20 protein-coding genes are annotated in these 24,945 nt (G+C 69.7%); 2 read left to right on the top strand and 18 right to left on the bottom strand.

Annotated elements, in window-relative coordinates; translation table 11 throughout:
* The first annotated feature begins 91 nt into the window (after positions 1-91).
* Entirely contained in the window at positions 92-1,027 is a 936-nt protein-coding gene (locus tag ABFX36_RS09680) for an asparaginase (RefSeq protein ID WP_006895343.1), read from the top strand.
* Positions 1,028-1,050: 23 nt separating this feature from the next.
* On the opposite strand, the gene ABFX36_RS09675 is transcribed toward ABFX36_RS09680, so the two are convergent.
* Positions 1,051-2,400 carry a DNA polymerase IV gene (locus ABFX36_RS09675; protein ID WP_045537446.1) on the bottom strand — a complete coding sequence of 450 codons (1,350 nt, stop codon included), beginning with the start codon at positions 2,398-2,400 and terminating at the stop codon, positions 1,051-1,053.
* Positions 2,401-2,458: 58 nt separating this feature from the next.
* Positions 2,459-2,644 carry a hypothetical protein gene (locus tag ABFX36_RS09670; RefSeq protein ID WP_006895341.1) on the bottom strand — a complete coding sequence of 62 codons (186 nt, stop codon included), beginning with the start codon at positions 2,642-2,644 and terminating at the stop codon, positions 2,459-2,461.
* Between the two features lie 44 nt (positions 2,645-2,688).
* Between ABFX36_RS09670 and ABFX36_RS09665 the strand changes: the two genes are divergently transcribed.
* Entirely contained in the window at positions 2,689-3,453 is a 765-nt protein-coding gene (locus tag ABFX36_RS09665) for an SGNH/GDSL hydrolase family protein (RefSeq protein WP_039866949.1), read from the top strand.
* Positions 3,454-3,465: 12 nt separating this feature from the next.
* Here ABFX36_RS09665 and ileS read toward each other — a convergent pair whose 3' ends face one another.
* From ileS to ABFX36_RS09585, 16 genes are all read right to left on the bottom strand, one after another.
* Positions 3,466-6,654, bottom strand: coding sequence for an isoleucine--tRNA ligase (gene ileS, locus ABFX36_RS09660; protein WP_062366730.1), 3,189 nt, complete (start codon positions 6,652-6,654; stop codon positions 3,466-3,468).
* Positions 6,655-6,955: 301 nt separating this feature from the next.
* The gene (locus ABFX36_RS09655) at positions 6,956-7,738 is read right to left on the bottom strand and encodes a hypothetical protein (RefSeq protein WP_346076101.1); all 783 of its coding nucleotides are present in this window, start codon (positions 7,736-7,738) and stop codon (positions 6,956-6,958) included.
* Positions 7,739-7,794: 56 nt separating this feature from the next.
* The gene (gene wag31, locus ABFX36_RS09650; RefSeq protein WP_006895337.1) at positions 7,795-8,577 is read right to left on the bottom strand and encodes a DivIVA-like cell division protein Wag31; all 783 of its coding nucleotides are present in this window, start codon (positions 8,575-8,577) and stop codon (positions 7,795-7,797) included.
* A gap of 327 nt (positions 8,578-8,904) precedes the next feature.
* Positions 8,905-9,204, bottom strand: coding sequence for a YggT family protein (locus ABFX36_RS09645; RefSeq protein ID WP_006895336.1), 300 nt, complete (start codon positions 9,202-9,204; stop codon positions 8,905-8,907).
* Between the two features lie 87 nt (positions 9,205-9,291).
* Positions 9,292-10,074 carry a cell division protein SepF gene (locus ABFX36_RS09640; RefSeq protein ID WP_006895335.1) on the bottom strand — a complete coding sequence of 261 codons (783 nt, stop codon included), beginning with the start codon at positions 10,072-10,074 and terminating at the stop codon, positions 9,292-9,294.
* 84 nt (positions 10,075-10,158) lie between these two features.
* The gene (locus tag ABFX36_RS09635) at positions 10,159-10,899 is read right to left on the bottom strand and encodes a YggS family pyridoxal phosphate-dependent enzyme (protein WP_006895334.1); all 741 of its coding nucleotides are present in this window, start codon (positions 10,897-10,899) and stop codon (positions 10,159-10,161) included.
* Positions 10,896-11,633 carry a peptidoglycan editing factor PgeF gene (gene pgeF, locus ABFX36_RS09630; protein ID WP_006895333.1) on the bottom strand — a complete coding sequence of 246 codons (738 nt, stop codon included), beginning with the start codon at positions 11,631-11,633 and terminating at the stop codon, positions 10,896-10,898. Before pgeF ends, ABFX36_RS09635 begins: the two co-directional genes overlap by 4 nt.
* Positions 11,633-12,796 (bottom strand): cell division protein FtsZ, encoded by a 1,164-nt coding sequence (ftsZ, locus tag ABFX36_RS09625; RefSeq protein WP_006895332.1) that lies wholly within the window; start codon positions 12,794-12,796, stop codon positions 11,633-11,635. The genes pgeF and ftsZ overlap by 1 nt, the downstream gene beginning before the upstream one ends.
* A gap of 176 nt (positions 12,797-12,972) precedes the next feature.
* Entirely contained in the window at positions 12,973-13,722 is a 750-nt protein-coding gene (locus tag ABFX36_RS09620) for a cell division protein FtsQ/DivIB (protein ID WP_052692379.1), read from the bottom strand.
* A complete protein-coding gene (gene murC / locus ABFX36_RS09615) occupies positions 13,719-15,197 on the bottom strand; it encodes a UDP-N-acetylmuramate--L-alanine ligase (protein ID WP_346076096.1) in 1,479 nt (492 codons plus the stop codon). Before murC ends, ABFX36_RS09620 begins: the two co-directional genes overlap by 4 nt.
* Positions 15,194-16,384, bottom strand: a complete 1,191-nt coding sequence (gene murG / locus ABFX36_RS09610) for an undecaprenyldiphospho-muramoylpentapeptide beta-N-acetylglucosaminyltransferase (protein ID WP_051999607.1) — start codon at positions 16,382-16,384, stop codon at positions 15,194-15,196. The genes murC and murG overlap by 4 nt, the downstream gene beginning before the upstream one ends.
* Entirely contained in the window at positions 16,363-18,159 is a 1,797-nt protein-coding gene (ftsW, locus tag ABFX36_RS09605) for a putative lipid II flippase FtsW (RefSeq protein WP_346076093.1), read from the bottom strand. Before ftsW ends, murG begins: the two co-directional genes overlap by 22 nt.
* Positions 18,156-19,652: a UDP-N-acetylmuramoyl-L-alanine--D-glutamate ligase gene (gene murD, locus ABFX36_RS09600; RefSeq protein ID WP_045540523.1), complete on the bottom strand. Its 1,497-nt coding sequence runs from the start codon at positions 19,650-19,652 to the stop codon at positions 18,156-18,158. Before murD ends, ftsW begins: the two co-directional genes overlap by 4 nt.
* Position 19,653: 1 nt before the next feature.
* Complete coding sequence (mraY, locus tag ABFX36_RS09595) at positions 19,654-20,745, bottom strand: phospho-N-acetylmuramoyl-pentapeptide-transferase (protein ID WP_006895326.1); 1,092 nt, start codon at positions 20,743-20,745, stop codon at positions 19,654-19,656.
* Between the two features lie 64 nt (positions 20,746-20,809).
* Positions 20,810-22,885, bottom strand: a complete 2,076-nt coding sequence (locus ABFX36_RS09590) for a UDP-N-acetylmuramoyl-L-alanyl-D-glutamate--2,6-diaminopimelate ligase (protein ID WP_062366713.1) — start codon at positions 22,883-22,885, stop codon at positions 20,810-20,812.
* A 128-nt stretch (positions 22,886-23,013) separates the two neighbouring features.
* A complete protein-coding gene (locus ABFX36_RS09585) occupies positions 23,014-24,930 on the bottom strand; it encodes a peptidoglycan D,D-transpeptidase FtsI family protein (protein WP_045539581.1) in 1,917 nt (638 codons plus the stop codon).
* Positions 24,931-24,945 lie beyond the last annotated feature (15 nt).

Below are 24,945 nucleotides of genomic sequence, written 5' to 3'. Positions count from 1 at the left end.
ATCGGGTGACTTCTCAGCTTGGTCTCATCTGTCTCGCCAGCCCCACCGCGAGCTGCAGACACGATCGACGCGGGATGCAAGAATCGAGACCATGAGCACACGTCAGGTCGTGATGATCACCACTGGCGGCACCGCCGCCTCGCAGACCACCGACGACGGGGCCGTGCCGGTCCTGCACGCGGCCGACCTCGTCCCGGCGACCGCCGACGACGTCCGGGTCGCACCCGTCGAGCTGATGGCCAAGGACTCGTCGGCGATGACCGTCCGCGACCAGTTCGCAATCGTCGCAGCGATCGCCGAGGCCTTCGCCGATCCCGCGGTCGCCGGAGTGGTGGTGACGCATGGAACCGACACTCTCGAGGAGACCGCCTACTTGGCGGACGTCTTCGCCGCCGACCCCCGCCCGGTGGTGTTCACCGGCGCGCAGTTCCCGGCCGATCACCCGCTCTCCGACGGTCCGGCCAACATCGCCGCCGCGGTGGCGCTGGCGGCCGACGCGGACTCGCGCGGACGCGGTGTGCTGGTGGCGATCGGCGGCCGGGTTCTCGGCGCGCGCGGCGTGTTCAAGACCTCGACCACCGAGGTCACCGCATTCGACACCGTCCATCCCGACCTGCCGCGACCGCTGGTCTCGGACACTCTTCCCGAGGGCAGGCCGGCCCGTGTCGACCTGCTCGCGCTCTACCCCGGCGTCTCACCCGGCACCATCGCGTCGGCGGTCGCCCAGCGGGCGGCGGGCATCGTGCTGTCGGCGACCGGCTCTGGCAACACCCATCCCGACATCACCGCCGAGGTGAATCTCGCGGTGCAGCGCGACGTGGCGGTGGTCGTGTCGACCCGGGTCCCGTACGGCCCGGTGGAGCCGACCTACGGTGGTGGTGGCGGCGGCGTCGATCTCGTCCGGGCCGGCGCGATCTTCTCCCCGTGGCTGCGGGCGCCGCAGGCGCGGATGGCCCTCATCGCCCTGCTCTCCCGCGGCGCCGACGCCGACGCGATCGCCGCCTTCTTCGCGGCGTCGTCCCCCTGACCGCACAGCCCCAGCTGTACTGTCTAGTCCGGATCCCCCGATTCGGCGACCTCGTCCCAGGCGAGGCTGTCGAGCGGGTCCGCCCGCGTCAGTCTCGGCTCGGGCAGTCGGAAGGTCTGCGCGCGGCCCGGACCGGTCGCGCGCGTCTCGAACCGGACGGTCACGAAGCCGTGACCCCCGCCCTGCACCCATCCGTGGCCGTGATCGGGATGCGAGACGTCGGTACCGGTGGGCCAGTCGACGACGGGTTCGGCGGCGGTGTCCTCGTCCGGGACGCCGGGCGCACCAGTGGCCGCAGCCCCCGTGCCGGAGGGCGACGCGGAGTCACCGAGGTCACCGAGATCGGGAAACAGCGTCTCCTGGTGAGTGTCCGACAACCCGGAGTATCCGACGCCGACCAGGCGGATCGGCCCCACCTCCAAGGGATCGAGCATCACCCGGTGCGCCGCCGCGGTCAGCGCATCGAGGTCGGTCGTCGGCGCGGGCAGAGTGGTCGAGCGGGTCAGGATCGACATGTCGGAGCGGCGCAACTTCACCACCACGGTCCGCGCGCCGCGGCCGTCCGCCAGCAGCCGTCGATGCGCATGCGACGCCGCGCCCGAGACGGCCGCCCGGAGTTCGGCCGCGCGCACGATGTCGACCGCGAAGGTCGATTCGGCGCTGATCTGCTTCGCCTCCGCCCGCTCGGTCACCGGGCGATCGTCGATCCCGCGCGCGAGCCGGTGCAGCGACGGTCCCGCGGTGGCGCCGAGGACCGAGGCGACCTCGACATCCGAGAGCGCTGCCAGGTCGCCGATGGTCTCCACTCCCAGCCGAGCCAGTCGGTCTCCGGTCACCGGGCCGATCCCCCACAGCTTGCGCACCGGCAGCGCTTGCAGGAAGTCCAATTCCGTGGACGGCGGAATCACCTTGGCCCCATCGGGTTTGGCCATTCCGGAGGCGATCTTGGCGATCTGTTTGCCCGAGCCGAAGCCCACCGAAGCGGGCAGCCCCGTCTCCTCCCGGATCGCGGCGCGCAGCCGGTGGGCGAAGTCGAGCGCGTCGGCGGCGGTGGCGCCCGCGAGCTCCTGCGGTTCGCCGAACGCCTCGTCGAACGAGAGCGTCTCGATGACCGGGACGAAGGTTCTCACGAGTCCGAAGACGCGGCGGCTCACCACCGAGTACACCGATCCGCGCGGCGGAACCACCACCGCGGAGCCGCCGACCAGCCGCCGCGCCTGATGCATCGGCATCGCCGAACGGGCACCAAACGTCCGCGACTCGTAGCTGGCTCCGGCCACCACGCCGCGGCCACCGGTGCCGCCGACGAGCACCGGACGCCCGGCCAGGGTCGGCCGCGTGAGCTGCTCCACCGACGCGAAGAAGGCATCCATGTCGATGTGCAGCACCCAGCGCGCGCTGCGCTCCCCGCCGGCGGTGCCGGGTGCGGAGTCAGTCACGGGGACGGCGGCACAGGGCCAGCACTCGGGGATCGGTGGTGACGAAGCGGTCGACCTCTTCACCCGCGTCGCAGCGCAGCAGCGCGATGGTCGCCGAGTCCGGCCGCAGCGACACGACCTCCCACTGCGCGCCGTTGTCCTCCCAGCGCTGGAGTCGCTCGAGATCGTCGCCGCTCATGGCCCGATTCTATCGCCGGCCCCGCGGGCGTACTCTCGGCAGACGTGCCTTTCCTTCGATATGCAGCATTGGGCGACTCCTTCACCGAAGGAGTCGGGGACCACGACCCGCAGCGGCCGAACGGAGTCCGCGGCTGGGCGGACCGGGTGGCGGCCGAGTTGGCGCGGCTCGAGCCCGGCGCCGAGTACGCCAACCTCGCCATCCGCGGTCGCAAGCTCGAGCCGATCGTGGCCGAACAGGTGGAGCCGGCGCTCGCACTCGACCCGGATCTGATCACCCTCTACGCCGGCGGCAACGACATCCTCCGGCCCAAGGTCGACATCGACGCCCTGCTCTCGACGTACGACGCCGCCGTGGCGCGACTGACCGAGTCCGGTGCGCGACTCGTGCTGTTCACCGCGCACGATCCGGGCGGCTGGCCCCTCTTCAGCGCCCTTCGCGGGCGCTTCGCGATCTACAACGAGGGCGTCCGCGAGATCGCCGACCGCCACGGCGCCACCATCGTCGACTTCTGGCGGATCGACGACTACCGCGACGTCCGCCTCTGGGACTTCGATCGGCTGCACATGTCGGCCGCGGGCCATCAGCGCATGGCGATCGCCGTGCTCGACGCGCTCGGCGTCGAGCACGGCCTCCGGCCGCTGGAGCAGGCCCCGCTCCCCGACCTGTCGCCCGCCCGCCGGCGCGCCGAGAACCGGCGTTGGATCAGGGAGTTCGCCGTGCCGTGGATCGGCAGACGCCTGCGCGGCACCTCCAGCGGCGACGACCTCTCGCCCAGGTTCCCGGAGATGACCGCGCTCGGCGCGTGAGCCGAGCGGCGACTACGCCTTCTCGATGTCGGCGGTGACGCCGTCTCCGAGTTCGATCGCCCCCGGTCGGTCCGAGGTCACGTCGAACGCGGTCGCCAACACCTCGCCGGCGATCATGTCCGAATGACGCCTCGCGGTCTCCACCCGCTCCTCGGGCACCGCCAGGCGCACCGAGATGCGGTCGGAGATCTCCAGCCCGAGGTTGCGGCGCGCGTCCTGCAGTTCGCGGACCCGGTCCTTCGCCCAGCCCTCGGCTTCGAGTGCGGGCGTCACCGCCGTGTCGAGGACCACCAGACCCGCCCCGCCCGGCATCTCGGCGGTCGAATCGGGTGCGACGGCGACCAGCTTCCGTGAGAACTCCTCGCCCTTCAGGACGATCCCGTCGGCGACGACGGTCTGTTCGCCGGTCTCCGGATCGGTGCCGAACTCCCAGTCGCCCGACTTCACCGCCTTGATCGCGCGCTGGACGTCCTTGCCGATCCGCGGCCCGGCCGCTCGTGCGTTCACGGCCACCTCCACGCGGCCGACGGCGTCGACGTCGGTCGAGAGCACGACCTGCTTGACGTTCATCTCGTCGGCGATCAGATCGGTGTACGGCGCCATCCGTTCGGCCGCGGGCGCGGCGACGGTCAGCGCCGGAAGCGGGAGACGGACGCGCAGCTTGTTGGCCTTGCGGACACTCGACGCGACCGAGCACACGGTCTGCACCTGATCCATGGCCGCCACCAGTTCCGTATCGGAGGGCAGCTCGTCCTCGGCCGGCCAGTCGGTCAGGTGCACCGACCGTTCACCGGTCAATCCCCGCCACATCGCCTCGGTGGCCAGCGGAAGCAGCGGTGCGGCGAGCCGGCCCGCCACCTCCAGCACCGTGTACAGCGTGTCGAAGGCGTCGGGGTCGGTGTCCTGGCCCGCCCAGAACCGGGCCCGCGACCGCCGCACGTACCAGTTGGTCAGCGACTGGCAGAACTCGCGGAAACTCTCGCAGGCGCCGGCGATGTCGTAGACGTCGAGCGCCGCGGTCATCTCGTCGCGCGTCTGGGCCAGTTTGGCGAGGATGTAGCGGTCGAGGACGTGCTGCGAATCGGTGCGCCACGTGGCCGGGCGCTCCGCGTACAGCTGCAGGAAGCTGTATGCGTTCCACATCGGCAGCAGAGCCTGGCGCACTCCCTCGCGGATGCCGCGCTCGGTGACCACCAGGTTGCCGCCGCGCAGGATCGGCGAGGCCATCAGGAACCAGCGCATCGCATCGGAGCCGTCGCGGTCGAATACCTCGTTGACGTCGGGGTAGTTGCGCTTGGACTTGCTCATCTTCTGACCGTCATCGCCGAGCACGATGCCGTGTGCGGCCACCGTTTTGAACGCGGGGCGGTCGAAGAGGGCGGTGGCCAGCACGTGCAGGTTGTAGAACCAGCCGCGGGTCTGTCCGTTGTACTCGACGATGAAGTCGCCCGGATTGTGCGCCAGCTGATCGCCGCCGCCGTCGAACCACTCGGTGTTCTCGAACGGGTAATGCACCTGCGCGTACGGCATCGACCCGGACTCGAACCAGCAGTCCAGGACCTCCGGCACGCGTCGCATCGTCGAACGCCCGGTCGGATCGTCGGGATTCGGCCGGGTCAGTTCGTCGATGTGGGGCCGGTGCAGGTTCTCCGGCCGCACCCCGAAGTCGCGCTCGAGCTCGTCGAGACTGCCGTAGACGTCAACCCGCGGGTACGCCGGATCGTCGGAGACCCATACCGGGATCGGCGCTCCCCAGAAGCGGTTGCGGCTGATGTTCCAGTCCTTGGCTCCGGCGAGCCACTTGCCGAACTGCCCGTCCCGGATGTGGGCCGGCGACCAGGTGATCTGCTGGTTCAACTCCAGCATCCGGTCCTTGATCTCGGTGACGGCGACGAACCACGACGGCACGGCCATGTAGATCAGCGGCTGGCCCGACCGCCACGAGTGCGGGTAGGAGTGCTCGATGGTCTCGTGCCGAAGGATGCGGCCCGCCGCCTTGAGATCTCTGATGATGTTCGGGTTGGCGTCGAAGACCATCTGGCCCTGGTACGGCGGCACCAGATCGGTGAAACGGCCGCCCGGATCGAGCGGCTGCACCACCTCGATGCCGTTGGCGGTCGCGACGTCCATGTCCTCCTCACCGAAGGCCGGCGCGAGATGGACGACGCCGGTGCCGCTGTCGGTGGTGACGTAGTCGGCCAGCAGCACCACGTGCGAGGCGGGGTGGCCGAGGAAGAAGTCGAACGGCGGTCGGTAACTCAGCCCCGCCAGTTCCTTGCCGAGGTACACCCCGACCGTCTCCGGTTCGCCGAGTTCCTTCGCGTACGCACCGACAAGAGCCGAGGCCAGCAGGTACTCGTCGCCGTCGGCGGTCCGCACATGCGAGTACTCGGTCTCGGGATGTACCGCGATCGCCAGGTTCGACGGAAGGGTCCACGGCGTCGTCGTCCAGATCAGCGCGTTGACGCCGTCGAGCGGTGATCCCGGCGCGGAGAGCGGCATCGTCACGGTGACCGCCGGATCCTGGCGCATGCGGTAGGCGTCGTCGAGCTTGGACTCCTGGTTGCTCAGCGGCGTCTGCTCGTACCAGGAGTACGGGAGCACGCGGTATCCCTGGTACACCAGGCCCTTGTCGTGCAGGCGCTTGAAGGCCCACATGACCGACTCCATGAAGTCCAGATCGAGCGTCTTGTAGTCGTTCTCGAAGTCGACCCAGCGGGCCTGCCGGGTGACGTAGTCGCGCCACTCGCCCGTGTAGCGGAGAACCGAGTCGCGGCAGTATTCGTTGAACTTGTCGACGCCCATCGTCTCGATCTCCGATTTATCGGTGATCCCGAGTTGCCGCTCGGCCTCGAGTTCGGCGGGCAGACCGTGGGTGTCCCAGCCGAATCGGCGGTCGACCTTCTTACCGCGCATCGTCTGGTACCGCGGGATCACGTCTTTGACGTAACCGGTGAGCAGGTGGCCGTAGTGCGGAAGTCCGTTGGCGAAGGGCGGACCGTCGTAGAACACGAACTCCGGTGCGTCCTCGCGATTGGCGATCGACGCCTTGAAGGTGTCGTCCTCCGCCCAGTACTGCAGGACGGTCTCCTCGACCTGGGGAAACGACGGCGCTCCCCGCCCGGTTCCGTCGGTCAGATCGACGATCGGGTAGGCGCGCGCCGTGGTGCTCTGCTGTGATTCGGGGGTCGTGTCGCTCACGCGCTGCTCCTCGTACCTGGTCTTCGCCGACGCTCTCGTCGGCCCTGTGGGCACGGGGACGCGACTGTGTGGACTCGCCTGAGTTCACGGTCTGCGCGCGGTACCACCCCGCTTGCACGCCCGAGGGGCGTGCCTCTCATCGTGACGGCTGTGTCGGGCCGCACCCGCCCGGTTCTACTGAGACCCAGCGGGTCCGTTCTTCCGGGAGCTCACCGGTGATTGCCGGGTCGTCGCTGCGAACAATCAGTCTACTGCACGGGGCCCGACCGCACCGGGCCGGGAGGTCTGCTCGGGCGGTGGCTCAGTCGTCGGAAGGGTCGCTCTTCGGTGACCGCCCGCCATCGTCCTCGGTGTCGTCCCAGACGAACTGCATGGCCGGCAACTCGGGGTCCGACGACCGCACCACGATGTCGTCCGTCGGATCGCCGGCCAGACGCCGCCGCCCGACATATGTCTCCGGCAGCGCGTCCGCCTGCGGTGCACTCGTCTCCGGTGCGCCGCTCTCCGCTGCTGCCGACGGCGCCGGCTGCTGCGGAGTCTGCGCAGGCCCCTGCGGAACCGGCTGCGGTCCCGTGCGCGGCCCGCTCGCCGACTGCACGGGGAACGACCCCGTCGAGCGGAGGTAGTCGTTGACGTCTCCGGCGCCCTCGGGAGCGCGCTCCGCACCCGGCTGCGGAGCGGAGAATCCGCCCGACAGAGCGGACAGTTCGCCGTTGCCCGGATCGGTGGGCACTTCCGAGACGGGTTCGGGTGTGGCCGAGACGATCGAACCGAGACCCGCCGACTCGCCGCCGCCGACATCGCCCGAGTCGACGGGCACGTGCTCACGAGCCGGACCCTCGTCCTCGGCGTCGAGGGGCTCCTCGCGCGCCGCGGATTCACGCCCGCGGATCGTGAACAAGGGCTCGTCCTCGGCGCCGGCGCCACCGCGCCGGGTGGCCCGCAGTGTGTCGATGACCAGAAGGATCAGGCCGACGACGCAGACCGCCACGCAGGCGATCGCGAGCGGGAGATTACTGGTCACCAGTGCGACCACCAGAAGGCCGAAACCGACGAGGGTGGCGGCCAGCGCAAGGCTCAGCATGTCACCCTCGTCGGTTCGGGGAAGATGTGCGTGTACACGTCGGTGTCAGCCCCAGATCAGCTCTGCGAGTATCCGCCCTCAGCGGCATAACTCGCCTGTCCGTTCTCCACCGGGGCGGCACTGCCGCGCTGCTGGAGTTCCTCGAGCTGCGACTCCAAGTACGTCTTGAGTCGAGTGCGGTACTCGCGCTCGAACGTCTTGAGCTGCTCGATGCGGCCTTCCAGCACCGTGCGCTGCTGGTTGATGGTCGTCATGATCTCGGTGTGCTTCTGCTCCGCGTCGCGCTGCAGGAAGTCCGCGCGTTCCTGCGCCTGGCGCACCTGGGTCTCAGCCCGGGTCTGTGCATCGGCGAGGAGTGCCTCGCTGCGCTGGCGAGCGTCGGCGAGCGTGGCGTCGGCGTTCGACTTCGCCTCGGCCACCATCGCGTCCGAGCGCTGGCGAGCGTCGGCCATCAGGCTCTCGGCCTCGCTCCGGGCGCTGCCCGTGACTCGGTCTGCGGTGTCCTGGGCCAGCGCCAGCACACGTGCCGCACGCATGCTGGCCTCTTCGTCAGCGGCGGGAGCCGGCGCCGCGGCGGGCTCCGGTGCGGGCGCGGGAGCAGGCTCCGCGACGGCCGCGAACGCCTGAGTGCGATCCGGGGCACCGGAACGCGCCTCGTCGAGTTCGGTCTCGAGTTCGCCGACGCGCTGCTTCAGGTCGTTGTTCTCGTCGATCAGCCGTGCGAGTTCAGCCTCCACGAAGTCGAGGAATTGATCGACCTCGTCCTCGTTGTAACCGCGCTTGCCGATCGGCGGTTTGCTGAACGCGACGTTGTGCACATCAGCTGGTGTGAGCCGCATTTCTGCCTCTCCCCTTAGGTCATTTCGCGTGTTGATTTCGTACACGCCGTCTTCTGGCACGGTCAGCCGGAACGTAGGTCCGCACAGGCGAACACGAACTGCCCCAATCTTGATCGCGTTTCTATTAATACCAGTACCACTACGCAACTAGCGTGTCATCTCGTCACACCAGGACCAAGGCGTGTTGTCTGCCCGCGACCCGTTCGCAATCGAATCTAGGCCCAATCATCGGGTCACCGTGGACTTCGTAAATGACACGCTGAGGCAGCAGAATTGGCGTTGCACACCGACCACCAGCGACTATTCGATTAATCACATTCGTGGAAGTCACGTGGTGTGGATCGCGAAGCCCAGAACCACCCGCATCAGGATCGACAACACGATCAGCACGATCATCAGCGAGAGGTCGAGCCGCACCGGACCCAGAGACAGCGGCGGGATCAGTCTCCGCAGCAACTTCACCGGCGGATCGGTCAGTGTGAAGACGAATTCGATGACGACCACGCCGGGCCCGGACGGACGCCACCGGCGCGCGAAGGACTGCACCAGCTCGACGACGAAGCGGCCGAGGAGCAGCAGAACGTAACAGAACAGTACGAAGTACAGGATCCAGAGGAAGGTGCTCACCCCTCAAGGGTGCCTGATAACCGTGCAGAACGCCGCGCCGCCCCGGAAACGACCGGGGCGGCGCGGCGGACGACGACGAGCTGCGGCTCAGGACTGACTGTAGAAGCCGCTCTCGGCGATGCGGCGACGCTCCTCCGGGCTGACGTCCACACCGTTGGGCGAGAGCAGGAAGACCTTGGTGGCGACCTTGTCGAACGAACCGCGAAGCGCGAAGACGAGGCCGGCGGCGAAGTCGACCAGACGCTTGGCCTCGTCGTTGCTCATATCCGCCAGATCCATGATGACCGGGCTGCCGTCGCGGAACCGTTCGCCGATCGTGCGGGCCTCCGAGTAGTCGGCCGGCCGCAGCGTCGAGATCTTCTTCATGGCACTCTCCGACAGCGGATCGTTGTCGACCTGGGGGTCGAGCGCGACGGCGTTGGCGCCGCGCACCGTGACGTTGGACGAACGATTCAGCGGCTCGAGCCTGCGGACCGACTCCACGTCGGGCGAGCGGCGGGCGCCCACAAACGGGCGATCCGACTCGGCGCGTACCGCGAAAGCGCGGTCGTCGGCCGAACGGGCGAACTCCGCCTCGCGGTAGGCCGGTTCGCGGTAGCGCGGCTCGGCCTCTCCGAACGGTTCGCGGTACTCCGGCTCCCGGTAGTCGGCCTCGCGGTAGCGGGATTCGCCCCGGTAGTCCCGCTCGCGGAACTGCTCGTCGCCGTAGAAGGCGTCCTCGCGGGTCCCGTTGCTGCGGTACTTCTCCATGTACGCACGCTCACGTGCCGACATGGCCGGCTGGTCCTCGGGGTCGGCCAGGTAGTCGTCCTCGAACTCGCTCGGGGGCACCATGCCGAAATATGCCTTGAACTTCTGCATCGTCGTCATTACGAGCCTTCCTGAACGGTGAAGTCATTGCGGGTGGATGGGCGCTACACCTGATCGCTAGTGGTTCTGTTGTGACCAGTGTGACTAAAGCGAGACTATCGGCCGCGTCCCCATAATTGCGGTTCCGACACGCACACACGTCGATCCGTGCGCGATCGCCGCTTCGAGATCTCCGGACATCCCCGCCGACAGCTCGACTGCGTGTGGGAACCGTCGCAGGAAGTCCGCGCGGATCCGGGCCAGCCGCTCCATGGCCTCGTCGGGGTCCGCTCCGAGCGGGGCCATGGCCATCAGTCCGTCCAGGCTGAGCGTGTCCGGCGAGGCGAGCACCCGTTCGGCGGCCGGAGCCAGTTCCGCCGGGGCCAGACCGCCGCGCTCCGGATCGCCGTCGAGGCTCACCTGCAGCAACAGGCCCAGCGTCCGGTCCCGGTCACCTGCCTCCAGAGCGCGCGCCGATGCGCCGTCGAAGGCCTCGATCAGTGGGAGGGAGTCCACCGAATGCACGCGGCGCGCCCAGCGGGCGATACCGCCTGCCTTCTTGCGCTGCACCCGTCCGATCATGTCGACGGCGAAATCGACGTCCACCCGCGCACGGACCGCCGCCGTCTTGCGCCCGGCCTCCGGCTCACGGGACTCGCCGAACTCCCGCACACCCAGGCGCAGAAGCCGCACCACGTCGTCGGCCGGGAAGTACTTCGTGACGACGAGCAGGCCGATCTCGGCCGGATCGCGTCCGGCCGCGGTCGCGGCGGCCGCGATGCGACGCGCGGTGGCGGCCAGTCCGTCGGCGAGCTCGGATGAGCGGGGATCCCGCTCGTCGGTCACCGCCGCGCTCCGGCGCTGTCCATCCAGATCACTGAAGCCAGGCGGCCGGTCGGCGCGCCGCGCCGATGGCTGAACAGCGACGTGTCGCTGATCGTGCAGCGCGGGTCGACGGCCACCGCCGACACACCGGCCTCGAGCAGTTGACGCCGGATACCCGCACGCAGGTCGAGCCCGGGCGTCCCAGTGGAGGTTCGGCACGAACTGCCCGGCAGATGCCGTTCCACATCGGCCTGCATCGCCGCGGGCACCTCATACCGTTCGCCGCTCGCGGCCGGGCCGAGGAAGGCCCCGATCCGTTCCGGCCGCGCTCCCAGCCGGATCATCGCGCGCAACGCCTCCGGCACGATACCGATCCGGGCACCGACGCGACCGGCGTGCACGGCGGCGATCACCCCCGCCTCGTCATCGCTCAGCAGCACCGGAACGCAGTCCGCGGTCAGCACCGCGAGCACCAGGTCGCGCTGGTCGGTGACCAGTCCGTCGGTAGCGGGCACCGGTTCGGCGACCGGTCCGTCGACGACGGTCACGTTCCTCGTGTGCAGTTGTTCCATCCACACCACCCGGGCGGGCTCCACGCCGAGATCCCGGGCCAGCCGCTCCCGGTTGGCCGCCACCGCGGCGGGGTCGTCGCCCACGTGATCGCCGAGATTGAAAGAGTCGTACGGTGCCGCGGAGACGCCGCCGGCGCGCGTGGTGACCGCGCGCCGGACGACGAAGGAATCGTCAGCCGCCATCACTTCATGAAATCGGGGACGTCGACGTCATCGTCGTCGAGCCGCACCGAGTTGCGGCGGGGCGTCGGCTCGCCGAACGGGTTGCCCGAGCGCTCCCGGGAGGTGCCGAACAGCGGGTCCTTCGCATCGGGCTTGGCGGTCTCCCCCGCCTGCGCCTGCGCGACGCCGGCATTGCTCGCCGTGGCGGCGTGGGCGCCCTGCTGGCGCTTGGACGGTGCGCCGGCGTCGAAGCCCGCGGCGATCACCGTCACTCGAACCTCGTCGCCGAGGTTGTCGTCGATGACCGTGCCGAAGATGATGTTGGCGTCCTCGTGTGCCGCTTCCTGCACCTGCGAAGCCGCATCGTTGATCTCGAACAGACCGAGGTCGCTCCCGCCGGCGATCGAGATCAGCACACCGCGTGCACCCTCCATCGACGCTTCGAGCAGCGGCGAGTTGATCGCCGACTCGGCCGCCTTGCGCGCCCGGTCCTCGCCGCGCGAGGCCCCGATGCCCATCAGCGCACTTCCCGCGTCGCTCATCACGCCCTTCACATCCGCGAAGTCGACGTTGATCAGGCCCGGCGTGGTGATGAGATCGGTGATGCCCTGCACGCCGTTGAGGAGGACCTCATCGGCACTGCGGAAGGCGTCCATCAGACTCACCTGCGCGTCGCCCAGGTGCAGCAGGCGGTCGTTGGGGATCACGATGAGCGTGTCGCACGACTCGCGCAGCGCCGCGATGCCCGCCTCGGCCTGGTTGCCACGTCGCTTGCCCTCGAACGAGAACGGGCGGGTCACGACACCGACGGTCAGCGCGCCGAGCTTGCGGGCGATCGATGCGACCACCGGCGCACCGCCGGTGCCGGTGCCGCCGCCCTCACCCGCGGTCACGAAGACCATGTCGGCGCCCTTGAGGAGTTCCTCGATCTCGTCCTTGGCGTCCTCCGCGGCCATGCGGCCGACATCCGGATTGGCGCCGGCGCCGAGGCCTCGGGTCGACTCGCGGCCGATGTCCAGCTTCACGTCGGCATCAGAGATGAGCAGGGCCTGCGCGTCGGTGTTGATGGCGATGAACTCGACGCCCTTGAGCCCCTGCTCGATCATGCGGTTGACAGCGTTGACGCCACCGCCGCCGATGCCGACGACTTTGATGACGGCCAGATAATTGTGCGGTGGCGTCATGATGCCTTCCTACTTCGAACAAACCCTAAAGCTCAACCATAGGGTTATAGTTATGTCAAGTACTGGTGTTGAGGACGACGGTATTGATCGCGGCGCCGTGGTGCCAGGAGGCTCGCGGCGTGTCGCGAAATCAGTGTCGGATTTCCTCCCGAGTCCCCGTCCGCGGACACGCCGACTCAGCTGACCGACGCGTACTCGGGACTCGAGACGTTGTACTGCTGTCCGTCGACGATCAGCAGACTCCGCAGGGCTTCGGCTTTGTCGGCCGTCCGCCCCGCGTCTCCCCACACGGCCTTCTTGCCGCTCTTGAGACGGAGCGTGATGTCCGACGGCGAGTCGGCCGCGACTGCCACGACCCGAGAGGCCAGCCAGTCCGGGAGATCCTGCACCACGGTCAGCGCCGCCCGCGTCGTCGGATTGGCCGCGGACGGGTCGGTCATCTGCAGTGCGGGCAGCCCCTGCAGGGCCTTGGGCAGATCCTTGGCCGACCCGAAGGTGAGATAGACCATGCCCAGGCGATCCATCACGCCGATCCGTCCGGACTGCTCGACGGTCACCACCGGCGTCCGTTCGGTGACCGCGATCGTCAGGGTCGAGGGGTACTTCCGGCTGACGTTCACCGACTCGATCTCCGGCAGCGCGGACACCCGATTCGCGATCTCCGCCGTGTCGACCTGCAGCAGCGGTGAGCCCTCAGGTACCTGCGCGGTGCGCAGCACCTCCCCCGCATCGATCGCGGTCGCTCCGGTCACTTCCACCGACCGCACCGACATCAGCGGCGTGAAATAGGCGATCGCCACCAGCCCGCCGACCACGACGACGAGGGCGATCACCGAGCCGATGAGCGGCCACCGCCGCGGCGACGAGGCGGCGCTCGGACGCGTGCGCCGCGCCCGGTCCGGTTCCGCCGTACGCCGCCGGCTCATTCGGCCGCGGCCCTCTCCAGCGCTTCCAGAATGGCCGGAGCCTGCATGGTGATGTCGCCGGCGCCGATGGTGAGCACCAGATCACCGCGCCGGGCACGGTGAGCCACGGCGTTCGCGATCTCCGACAGATCCGGGACGAACACCGCGGGAGCGGTCACCGCATCGGAGATCAGCCTGCCGGTGACCCCGGGCTGCGGCTGTTCACGGGCACCGTAGACGTCGGCCACGATCACCTCGTCGGCCAAGCTCAGCGCCGCGGCGAACTCGGCGGCGAACTCCGCCGTCCGCGAATACAGATGCGGCTGGAACACGGCCAGCACACGCCCCGACCGCGCGCCGACGACGTCCCGGGCGGCGGTGAGCACGGCGCGGACCTCGGTCGGATGGTGCGCGTAGTCGTCGTACACGTCGACGTCGGCGGCACGGCCCCGCGATTCGAACCGCCGGTGCACCCCGCCGAAGCTCTCGATACCCTCCGCCACGGTGTCGACGTCCTGCCCCGTCCGTGCGCATGCGATCAGGGCTCCCAGCGCATTGAGCGCCATATGCCTGCCGGGCAGAGTGACGGCCAGTTCCCGTACGCGCGGAGTGTCGACCAGCGGCTCGGAGAGTCGGACCGTGGCCAGCCCCCCGGTCCCGTGCGCCGCGAGCTCGACGAGTTCGGCGACCACCGGCACACCCTCCACCGTGATCCGCGCGGCACTGCCGTATCCCAGGACCGCGACCCCGCGCTCGGCGCAGCTCGCAACGCATCGCTGCGCCAGCGCCGCGGCTCCCGGATCGTCGAGACAGACCACCAGCGTTCCGCCGGGGCGGATCAGTGCGACGAATTCGTCGAAGACCTGCACGTAGGCCGCCTCGGTACCGAAGAAGTCCAGATGGTCGGCCTCGATGTTGGTGACCACGACGATGTCCGGCACGTATTGAAGCAGGGAGCCGTCGCTCTCGTCGGCCTCGGCGACGAAGACCTCGCCGCTGCCGTGATGCGCGTTGGTGCCCGACTCGTTCAACTCACCGCCGACGGCGAACGACGGATCGACACCGCAGTGCTGCAGTGCCACCACCGACATCGACGTGGTGGAGGTCTTGCCATGGGTGCCCGAGATCAACACGGTCCGGTGTCCGCGCATCAGCAGGGCGAGCACCTCGGGCCGGTAGAGCACCGGGATACCGCGGCGTCGTGCCTCGACGAGTTCCGGATTGTCGTCGGGCACGGCGGCCCGGGTGGTGACGACGACGGTCGGACCGCCGTCGAGCAGATCGAGGGCGTCGGGTGCGTGGCCGATCCGGACCTGCGCGCCGCGGGTCCGCAGCGCCAGCACCCCGCGCGAATCCTTGGCGTCCGAACCGGACACCTGACCGCCGCAAGCGAGCAGGATCCGGGCCAGGCCCGACATGCCCGCGCCGCCGATGCCGACCATGTGCACCCGCTGCAGCTGCGCCGGAAGCGTGTTCTCGATCGCCGGGTCGCTCATCGGGGTCCGTCCTGCGTCGTCGCGCGGTCGCCGCGCCGCGCGGCAGCCAGTTCCAGTGCCGCCGTCGCCACTTCGACGGCGGCGTCGCGGTGGCCGAGCCCCGCGGTGGCGGCACTCATCGCGCGCAGGCGTTCGGTGTCGCCCAGCAGTGCGGGGATCTCTCGCTCGACCCACTCGGGCGTCACGTCCGCGTCGTCGACGATGACGGCGCCCCCGGCCCGTTCCGCGGGCAGTGCGTTGAGTCGCTGTTCGCCGTTGCCGTGCGGCAGCGGGACGTACACCGCCGGGAGTCCGGTGGCGGAGATCTCGGCGACGGTCATCGCTCCGGACCGGCACATCACCAGGTCGGCGGCCGCGTACGCGAGGTCCATCCGGTCGAGGTAGCTGACCCCGACGTAGGGCGGGGCGCCCGGCGGCGAGACCGGGTCGATCGTGTTCTTGGGGCCGTAGGCGTGGAGAACACCGATACCGGCCGCGCCCAGCGCCGTAGCGGCCGGCGCGACCGCCTCGTTGAGCCGCTGCGCCCCCTGCGAGCCGCCGAAGACGAGCAGGGTCGGCGCATCCGGGTCCAGACCGAAGAATCGGCGCGCTTCGGCACGGGCCGAAGCACGGTCGAGTCGGGTGATCGCTCCGCGCACCGGGATTCCGACGACCGTGGCGCCGGCCAGCCCGCAGTCGGGGACGGCCGCGAGGACGCGGTCGGCGAGCCGGGCGCCCACCTTGTTCGCGACACCTGCGCTGGCGTTCGCCTCGTGGAGCACCACGGGGATCCGCCGGGCACCGCGGAGTCGACTGCGCGCCGCGAGATACGCGGGCAGTGCGACGTAACCGCCGAAGCCCACCACCACATCGGCGTCGACCTCGGCGAAGACCTTGCGCGTGGCGGCCACCGAATGTGCCACTCGCCACGGAGTCTTGGCCAGTTCCACGCCCACCTTCCGAGGCAGGGGAACCGGCGGGATCAGACGCAGATCGTAACCGCGCGCGGGCACGATCGTGGTCTCCAGACCGCGACTCGTCCCGAGGGCCGTGATCCGCGCGTCCGGCTCCAGTTCCCGCACGGCGTCGGCCACCGCGAGCGCGGGCTCGATGTGGCCTGCGGTTCCACCGCCTGCGACCACCACCGAAAGTGCCGATCCCCCCTCGTGCGACCGCTTCCGCTTGCTCACCGGCGACCGTTCTCCCATCCGCCTCTGCCGGTCCGCCGCGCACGATCGCGCGGAGCCGGCGACCTGGACTCCTGCCACGACCGGGACGGTCGCGCACCCCTAGGAGGATAGTGGATCTCCCCCGAGCTCGATTCGCCCGACCGGCGTCGCATTCGCGGCCCGGATGCCTCGGGCGTCCGCGGGCGGCCCGCCCATGTGCGGGGCGCCTCGCGACGGCCGGTCCCGGACGAACCGCGGATGGGTGCCGGTCGCCGGATGGGCGCGGCGGTCGGCCGGCGCCGCGGCGACGAGCCCGCAGCCCGGTACGTTTCGGGCCGCGGGAGACGGAGCAACCGCGACAACCCCTTCGGCGCCGGCCCGGCCAGCGCCGCGACCGCCTGCGGTTCGTGCCGTGCGGCGTTCGCCAGCAAACCGAGCATCGCCAGCATCGTCAGTGCCGAGGTACCGCCGTACGACAGGATCGGCAACTGGATGCCGGTGACCGGCAGGATGCCGACGACGTATCCGATGTTGATGAAGGCCTGCACCAGGAAGAGCACGGTGATCGTCGCCGACATCAGACGCAGGAATGGGTCCACCGAACGGCGGGCGATCCGCATCCCGACGTACCCGAGCAGCAGGTACAGCCCCAGGACGATGATCCCGCCGACCAGTCCGAGTTCCTCGCCGATGATCGCGAAGATGAAGTCGTTGTGCGCATTGGGCAGATAGTTCCATTTGGCGGTGCTCTGGCCGAGCCCCTTGCCGAACAGTCCACCGTCGGCCAGCGCGAACTTCGCCTGGTTCGGCTGATAATCGGCGCCGAGCGGATCGGAGTCACGGCCGAGGAAGCTGAAGATGCGCGCGGCACGGTACGACTCGGCGAAGGCCAGCGCGACGCCGGCCACCGCGAAGACCACGCCGAAGGCGGCGAAGAACCGCCCCGGCAGCCCGCCGAACCACAACAGCGTCGCGACGATCATCCCCAGGATCATCGTCGTGGACTGATTCGGCTCGATGATGACCAGGAAGGCGACGCCGAAGGCGACCGGGATCAGCGGGAAGATCAGATCGCGGGCCGTGGACGTGCGCGGATCGCGAGTCGAGAGGACCGCGGCTCCCCACATGCACAGCGCCGCCTTCGCCAGTTCCGACGGCTGCAGCGTGAGCCCGCCGAACGAGAGCCAGCGGCGCGCACCGCCGCCGGCGACGCCGAAGCCCGGGATCATCACCAGGATCAGCAGGACGATCGAGATCAGCAGAATGGGCAGGGAGGCCTTCTGCAGCGTCCGCACGGGCATCCGCAGCGCGATGTAGAACAGCACCAGACCCAGGGCCACGAACATCACCTGCGTGGTGAACATCCCGTAGGCCGAGCCGTCCTTCGCGTAGCCCTCCACAGCGGACGCCGAGAGCACCATCATCAGGCCGAGCGCGATGAGGATGACGGTGATCGAGACGATCAGGTGGAACGAGGTCAGGGGCCGCGCGAGCAGATTCCGGACTCCCCCGGCGAGGAACGCCGCACCCGCTTTGAGATCCGATCCGCGCATCAGGCGAAGCCTGCGAAGCGGGTCCGCGTCCGCGGTGCCGCCACGCCGGGCGCTCCGAGTGGACGCGGTCCGGCGATTCCGGCGCCGAGCCGACCGGTCTGCGACTCTCGCCTCCGACTCTCCATCAGCGCTTTCGGGGGCGTCAGGACGGTCGGAGGTGTCGCCGGGCGCCTCGGCGGCGTCCTCGCCCTCGGCGGCGGAGCGCGGCGCCGAATCCTCGACGTCCTCCGCGACGCCGGTGTTCTCGTCGCCGGAACTCATCGGTTCGCGCGGGAGTCGGCGAGGGCGGTCGCGGCGGCGGCGAACGACTCGCCGCGCTGCGGATACCCGGCGAACATGTCCAGGGAGGCGGCCGCCGGTGCGAGGAGCACCGCGTCCACCCCTGGCGAGTCCGCCTGCGCCAACTCCCAGGCGGCACCGACCGCCTGGCTCATCACCGCGTCCGACGATCCGGTCGCGGAGACGGCACGTGCCCGTTCACCAGTCCGCTGAGTCATCACAGAGCCATCGTCCCCTGTGAATACTGTGACGGCTGGGACTTCTGGGGCGTGTCGCGCAATCGCGTCGAGAATGATCTGCCGATCCCGGCCGATCGCGACGACTCCGGCCAACCGCGACACTGTTCCGGCGATCAGGTCGTCGACGGGTGCGCCCTTGAGCAATCCGCCCGCGATCAGCACGACACGCTCGTGTGCGACCACCGCAGCGTGGGCAGCGTGCGGATTCGTGGCCTTCGAGTCGTCCACGAAGGCGACGCCGTCGATGCGCGCGACCACCTGACCGCGATGCGCGGCCGGCCGGTAGGCCCGCAGTCCGCGCGCCACCGCCTCGGGATCGATTCCCACGGCGCGAGCGAGCGCAGCCGCGGCGAGGGCGTCCGACAGTCCCGACGGTCCCGCCGGCCGCACATCGGCGGCGGGGATCATCGCGAGGGTGCCGTCCCCGAAGGCGCAGTCGACCAGCGTGCCGTCGACGATGCCCAGCATTCCCGGTCGCGGTACGCCGAGGGTGAATCCGACCCGCCGGGAGTCGGGCCCGACCGGCAGCGCCGCCGCGCCCGCATCGTCCTCACCGACCACGGCCACCCGGCCGGTCAGCGCTCCGGCCTTGGCCTCGGCGTACGCCTCGCGTGAGCCGTGCCAGTCGAGGTGATCGTCCGCCACGTTCAGCACCACGCCGGCGTCCGGCCGGACCGACGGCGCCCAGTGCAGTTGGAACGACGACATCTCGACGCACAGGACGTCGGCGCGCGGCTCGGCGCGGAGCGCATCGGCCACCGTGAGACCGATGTTCCCGCAGGCCAGACCGCTCTGTCCGGCGGCCGTGACGATCGACTCGATCATTCCCGTCGTGGTGGTCTTGCCGTTGGTTCCGGTGATCACCAGCCAGGTGCGCGCGGGTCCGAACAACCCGGCGCGATCGGCGCGCCACGCGAGTTCCACATCACCCCACACCGGCGTACCCGCTGCCGCGGCCGCCACCAGCAGCGGCGTGTCCGGGCGGAAGCCGGGTGAGACGACGATCAGCTCGATGCCCTCGGGCAACTCCGCGGTGCCGTCATCGGCGACGAACTCCTCCGGCGTGTGCACCGGCACGCCCCGGCGTACGAAATCGGCGCCCGCCTGCGGGTCCGCGAACGTCTGATCCATCACCTCGGGCTTCGCACCGAGTTCCAGCAGCAGGTCGACGACGGCCACTCCGGTGGCACGACCGCCGGCCACCAGAACGCGGGCCTGTTCCAGCGAAAGCCCCATGTCAGCCCGCATGCGAGATGAACTCGCCGTAGAACAGGGTCAGTCCCAGCGCACAGGAGATGGCCGTGAGCAGCCAGAACCGGATGATCACCGTGGTCTCGGCCCAGCCGCCGAGCTCGAAATGGTGATGGAAGGGCGCCATGCGGAAGACCCGCTTGCCGGTGGTGCGGAAGAAGGCGATCTGCACCACCACCGAGACCATCTCGGCGACGAACAGCGCGCCGATGACGACCATGAGCAGTTCGGTGCGCGTCGTCAGCGACAGACCCGCCACCAGACCGCCGAGCGCGAGCGAACCGGTGTCGCCCATGAAGATCTTCGCCGGCGCGGCGTTCCACCAGAGGAAGCCGAGGCAGGCGCCGCCCGCCGCCACCGCGACGATCGCGAGGTCGAGCGGATCGCGCACGTCGTAGCAGGCGCTGGCGTTCTCGGCGTTGGCCGGGAGCGGCGCGCAGGGATTGCGGTACTGCCAGAACGTGATCAGAACGTATGCACCCATCACCATCGCCGCCGAACCCGCGGCCAGACCGTCGAGACCGTCGGTGAAGTTCACGGCGTTCGACCATGCCGCGACCACCAGCCAGCAGAACAGCACGAAGCCCACCGCGGTCAGCGAGATCACGTTGATGTCGCGCGTGTACGAGAGGTACTCGCTGGCCGGTGTCTGGCCCTCGGCGTTCGGGAACTGCAGCAGCAGGACGCCGAAGATGACCGCCGCGATCATCTGCCCGACCGACTTGGCGGTCTTGTTCAAACCGAGGTTGCGCGATTTGTAGATCTTGATGAAGTCGTCCAGGAATCCGACGGCGGCCAGCGCGGTCGCCAGGCCGAGCACCAGCAGACCCGAGGCGGTGGGGCCGCCACCGTCGTCGAGCAGCCCGAACAGATGCGCGCCCAGGTAGCCCAGCCACAGCGCCGCGACGATCGCGACACCGCCCATCGACGGCGTCCCCCGCTTGGACTGGTGGCTCTGCGGCCCCTCGACCCGGATCTCCTGGCCGAAGCCCTGCCGGGAGAAGACCTTGATCAGGACGGGCGTCAGCAGAATCGACACTGCCAGCGAGATCGCGCCCGCGATCAGTATCTGGGTCACTGCATGTCCTTACTTGTCGGAATCTGTGAACTAAGAATCTAGCGCGAGCCGCCGCTCCGGCAGGTCAGCGGGTGAGCACCTCGACCGGGAGTCCGGCGTCCTCACGCCAGTACGCGAGCAGCGTCTCGCCGAGTTCTCCCCCGGCCAGCAGCACCAGGTCTCCGGGCTTCGGAGACTCGGCGGGCCGTGTACGCAGATGGTCGACGGCTGCGGCGGGCGAGGCCACCAGCACGGCCTCGTCACCCCACGACCCCTCCATCACCGCGCCCTGATGCAGCGCCCGTACGGTACGGAGATCTTCGCCGACGGCGATCACCTGATCGACGGCCAGCCGGACGATCTGCCGGCCCAGGCCGTCGTGGTCGACGCACCGCGCGTTCTCGTCGCGTCCGTCCGCATCGGCGAACTCACCGGCGATCACCCAGGTCCGGCGGGCCGACTCCCCTCCTCGGTGGGCACTGCCGACTCCGGTGTCGGCGGCCAGCGCCACGAGTTCGCGGACCGCCCGGCGTGCCTCGTCGATGCCCGCCTGCGGGTCCACCAGCAGCACCCGCAGCGCCGGCCGCGCGTCGACGGCGTCATCGACCACGCGGGCGTCGAGCAGCTCGCCCAGCACAGACCGATCGTCGAACGGATATTTCACGCCGTCGATCTCCTGCCCCTTCTCATGGCCCTTACCCGCGACCAGCACCACGTCGCCCGCCTGCGCCCAGTCGACCGCCGCGGCGATCGCCTCGCGCCGGTCGCCGATCTCCCGGATCTCCCCGCGCGCGTCCGCCACCGCCCGCGCTCCCGCGAGCACCGCCGTCCGGATGTCCTCGGGCCGCTCGGACCGCGGATTGTCGTCGGTGACGATCACCAGGTCGGCGCCGCGTGCCGCGGCCGCGCCCATCAGGGGCCGCTTCTCGGTGTCGCGATCGCCACCCGCCCCGAGGACGACGGCGATCCGTCCCGGCGTCTGGGCCGCAAGGGTCGCGAGAACCGCCTCGACCGCGGCCGGCTTGTGCGCGTAGTCGACCACGGCCAGGAAATCCTGTCCGCGCTCGACCTTCTCGAGCCGGCCCGGCACCGCCACGCGGGCCAGACCGGTGACCGCCGTCCCCACGTTCACTCCGGCCGCCGCACTCAGCGCTACCGCGAGGAGAGCGTTCGCGACGTTGTACGCACCCGGCAGGGGAACCGTCAGCTCCACCTCCGAGCCCTCCGGCGTGGCCGCCAGAACCGTCTGCGACCCCGGCTCGGTCCGTACCGTTCCGACCACCGACCAATCAGCCGCACCGGTGGTCGACACGGTGGTCACGGACGTACCGGCGACCGCGGCCATCTTCACGCCCCACGCATCGTCGACGCAGACCACGGCGCGTTGCGCCCGGGTCGACGAATCCGCCCGGAACAGCCGGGCCTTGGCCGCGAAGTAGGCGTCCATCGTGTGGTGGTAGTCGAGGTGGTCCTGCGAGAGATTCGTGAAGCCCCCGACGGCGAACCGGCAGCCGTCCACGCGGCCGAGTTCGAGGGCGTGGCTGGAGACCTCCATGACGACGGTGTCGACTCCGCGCTCGAGCATCACGGCGAACATCCGCTGGAGGTCGGGGGCCTCCGGGGTGGTCAGCGAGCTCGGGACCACGGTTCCGTCCACGCGGATCTCGACGGTCCCCAGCAGTCCGACCACCCGTCCCGCGGCCCGCAGCGCGGCCTCGGTCAGGTAGGCGGTCGTGGTCTTGCCCGACGTCCCGGTGATACCGATGAGGGTGAACTTCGACGACGGGTCGCCGTAGATGCGCGCCGAGACCTCCCCCAGCACCGACCGCGGGCGGTCGTGCACCAGCACCGGCACCGACCCCAGGCCGGGCGCGGCGCGAATCAGGTCCAGTCCCGCCGCATCGGTGAGCACCGCGACGGCACCGGCGGTCGACGCCTGGCCGGCGTATCGAGCACCGTGGGTGCGGTCGCCGGGCAGCGCGGCGAACAGGTATCCGGCACCCGCGTCCTGCGCACGCAAAGTCGCGCCCGTGACCTCGGCGTCGGCGCCGTCGAGAACCAGACCGAACTCGTCCGCCAGTGCGCTCAGGGCCACCGGCCGGAGGTGCTCCGGGCGGATCGGCCCACTGCTGTTCGTCGCACCGGCTCCCGGCTCCACCACTACCTCAGACCTCCGCCTTGACCTTCTCGTCCCGTTGAGACGTACTCGTCTCGCCGACGTCTCCCCCTCGTCCGCCGGAGCGCACGCGGTGATGACGCAATGAATCTACCGTGCGATGCGGAGCGCCCTCACGCCTCCAAGCGCAGGCGCGGAGCCGGCTGCGCGGAGAACGGCACCTGGTCGTGACGCAGAAGCCACGAACCGATGGTTCCGAACAACGGCGCCGCGGACTGACCGCCGCTGCCGTCCGAGCTGCGCACCGGATTGTCCATCATGATGCCGATGACGAACCGCGGCGCGTCGGCGGGCGCGATACCCGCGAAGGTGATGTTGTAGCTCGACCGCGAGTAGCAGTTGCAGGACGGGTCGACCTGCTGTGCGGTACCGGTCTTGCCCGAGGTCTGGTAGCCCGGGATGGCGCCGGTGTAGCCGGTGCCGTTCTGCACACCCTCCGGGTCCTTCTGCATGACGGCACGGAACATGTCGCGAACGGTCTTGGCCGTCTGCGGACTGACCACCCGCACCGACTCCGGCTTGCTCACGCCGGCCTCGTCCTCGTCCTCGGGAGCGATGATCCGCGGCTGGATCCGAACCCCGTCGTTGGCGATCGCCTGGTACATCGACGTCATCTGCAGCAGCGTGGTCGACAGACCCTGACCGATCGGCAGGTTGGCGAACGAGCCGCCCGACCACTGACTCAGCGCGGGCACCGCGCCGGGGCTCTCGCCGGGGAGGCCGACTCCGGTGCGCTGACCGAGCCCGAAGCGGTCGAGCATGTCGGCGAACCGCCGCTCACCGACCTTCTGCGCCAGCATCAGTGTGCCGACGTTGGACGACTTCCCGAAGATGCCGGTGGTGGTGTAGGGCGCGGTGCCGTGCACCCACGCGTCGTTGACGGTGATACCCGACATCCGAATCGACCCCGGCACCTGGTGCACCTCGTCCGGGGTGGTGACCCCGTATTCGATGGCCGCGGAAGCGGTCACGATCTTGTTCACCGACCCGGGCTCGAAGGGCGAGGTCACCGACCGGTTGCCGAGATCGGCCTTCTGCTGCTCCGAGAGCGGCCGCGAGGCGTCGAAGGTGCTGTCGTTGGCCATCGCCAGCACTTCGCCGGTGTGCGAGTCGAGCACCACGGCGGAGACGTTGTGCGCGCCCGACTTGTCCTTCGCCAGGTTCACCTGGCTCTGCACGAACCACTGGAGGTCGGAGTCGATCGTGAGGTGCACGGTCTCTCCGTCGACGGCCGGATGGACGTTGCGCTTGCTGCCCGGGATCACCGCGCCGTCGCGACCGCGGTCGAAGGTCTCGGTGCCGTTGGTGCCTGCGAGCACGGAGTCGAGCGACGATTCGAGGCCGATCAGACCGTTGCCGTCGAAGTTCACATCGCCGACCAGGTTGGCGGCGAGTGAACCGCCCGGGTACAGGCGGTTGCTCTGCCGCTCGGCGCCGACCTCGGGGAACTCGTCCTGGATCTTCTTCGTGACGTCCAGCGACACCAGGCGGGCGAGGTAGACGAAGTCCTTGTCCGACTTCATCTGTGCCAGCAGATCGTCGGACGCGATGCTGCCGCCGAGGGCCGACGAGACGCCGTCGGCGATCTGCTTGAGGCGCACGTCAACGTCCGGGACGGTCGAATCCTTCTTGTGTTCCTCGGCGATCTGCTTGCGTACGGCCTTCGGTTGAAAGGTCAGTGCCCGTGCGTCGTCGGTGTGTGCCAGCAGGCGTCCGTTGCGGTCGACGATGCTCCCCCGCACCGCAGGCAGTTCCTGGGTGATCGATCGTTGCTGCGAGGCCTGCGCCGAGATGGAGTCGGCCGCGATCACGTGCACGTACAGCATCCGGCCCGCGATCACGAGAGCGACCACCGCGACGAGCACGGTCAGGATCCGCTGGCGGACGACGAACCCCGACGGCCCCGAACCGGAACGTTCGGGGGGACGGGGAGGCCTGGGCGGAGGCGTTCCGGTGCCGTTCGACGACGCGCCGGACGGGCGGCCTCCCGCCCTCGCCTCGGCTGCGCGCGGTGTACGGGTGCGGGTCATGATCTTCCGATTGTC

The sequence above is a fragment of the Gordonia cholesterolivorans genome (genome assembly GCF_039531975.1).
Classification (GTDB): Bacteria; Actinomycetota; Actinomycetes; order Mycobacteriales; family Mycobacteriaceae; genus Gordonia; species Gordonia sihwensis.
Note: the sequence above shows the minus strand (reverse complement) of the source record. Positions and strands in the feature narration are given on the sequence as shown.

Excerpts from the sequence above, each read along its gene's own strand:
- ABFX36_RS09680 (WP_006895343.1), top strand. The coding sequence starts at position 92 with ATGAGCACACGTCAGGTCGTGATGATCACCACTGGCGGCACCGCCGCC.
- ABFX36_RS09675 (WP_045537446.1), bottom strand. The coding sequence starts at position 2,400 with ATGGATGCCTTCTTCGCGTCGGTGGAGCAGCTCACGCGGCCGACCCTG.
- ABFX36_RS09670 (WP_006895341.1), bottom strand. The coding sequence starts at position 2,644 with ATGAGCGGCGACGATCTCGAGCGACTCCAGCGCTGGGAGGACAACGGC.
- ABFX36_RS09655 (WP_346076101.1), bottom strand. The coding sequence starts at position 7,738 with ATGCTGAGCCTTGCGCTGGCCGCCACCCTCGTCGGTTTCGGCCTTCTG.
- wag31 (WP_006895337.1), bottom strand. The coding sequence starts at position 8,577 with ATGCGGCTCACACCAGCTGATGTGCACAACGTCGCGTTCAGCAAACCG.
- ABFX36_RS09640 (WP_006895335.1), bottom strand. The coding sequence starts at position 10,074 with ATGACGACGATGCAGAAGTTCAAGGCATATTTCGGCATGGTGCCCCCG.
- pgeF (WP_006895333.1), bottom strand. The coding sequence starts at position 11,633 with ATGGCGGCTGACGATTCCTTCGTCGTCCGGCGCGCGGTCACCACGCGC.
- ftsZ (WP_006895332.1), bottom strand. The coding sequence starts at position 12,796 with ATGACGCCACCGCACAATTATCTGGCCGTCATCAAAGTCGTCGGCATC.
- ABFX36_RS09620 (WP_052692379.1), bottom strand. The coding sequence starts at position 13,722 with ATGAGCCGGCGGCGTACGGCGGAACCGGACCGGGCGCGGCGCACGCGT.
- murC (WP_346076096.1), bottom strand. The coding sequence starts at position 15,197 with ATGAGCGACCCGGCGATCGAGAACACGCTTCCGGCGCAGCTGCAGCGG.
- murG (WP_051999607.1), bottom strand. The coding sequence starts at position 16,384 with ATGGGAGAACGGTCGCCGGTGAGCAAGCGGAAGCGGTCGCACGAGGGG.
- ftsW (WP_346076093.1), bottom strand. The coding sequence starts at position 18,159 with ATGAGTTCCGGCGACGAGAACACCGGCGTCGCGGAGGACGTCGAGGAT.
- murD (WP_045540523.1), bottom strand. The coding sequence starts at position 19,652 with ATGGGGCTTTCGCTGGAACAGGCCCGCGTTCTGGTGGCCGGCGGTCGT.
- ABFX36_RS09585 (WP_045539581.1), bottom strand. The coding sequence starts at position 24,930 with ATGACCCGCACCCGTACACCGCGCGCAGCCGAGGCGAGGGCGGGAGGC.